This is a genomic window from Aphanothece stagnina RSMan2012 (assembly GCF_046764815.1).
Classification (GTDB): domain Bacteria; phylum Cyanobacteriota; class Cyanobacteriia; order PCC-6307; family Cyanobiaceae; genus NIES-981.
Map to the genome: position 1 here is coordinate 1 of NZ_JBKOUC010000127.1, position 333 is coordinate 333.

A 333-nucleotide genomic window follows, 5' to 3' on the forward strand; every position below is an offset into this window, starting at 1 on the left:
GTTCTCATGACCACCACTCTCCAGCAGCGCTCCGGCGCCTCCAGCTGGCAGCAGTTCTGCGAGTGGGTCACCTCCACCAACAACCGCCTCTACGTGGGCTGGTTCGGCGTGCTGATGATCCCCACCCTGCTGGCTGCGACCATCTGCTTCATCGTGGCGTTCATCGCCGCTCCCCCTGTCGACATCGACGGCATCCGTGAGCCCGTGGCCGGCTCCCTGCTGTACGGCAACAACATCATCTCCGGTGCTGTGGTGCCCTCCAGCAACGCCATCGGCCTGCACTTCTACCCCATCTGGGAAGCTGCCTCCCTCGATGAGTGGCTGTACAACGGC

At 64.0% G+C, this 333-nt stretch carries 1 pseudogene; it reads left to right on the top strand.

The features are described 5' to 3' along the window. Positions 1–6: 6 nt before the first annotated feature. Positions 7–333 (top strand): annotated as a pseudogene (locus tag ACLNEE_RS17060) (photosystem II q(b) protein); the annotation flags it as partial.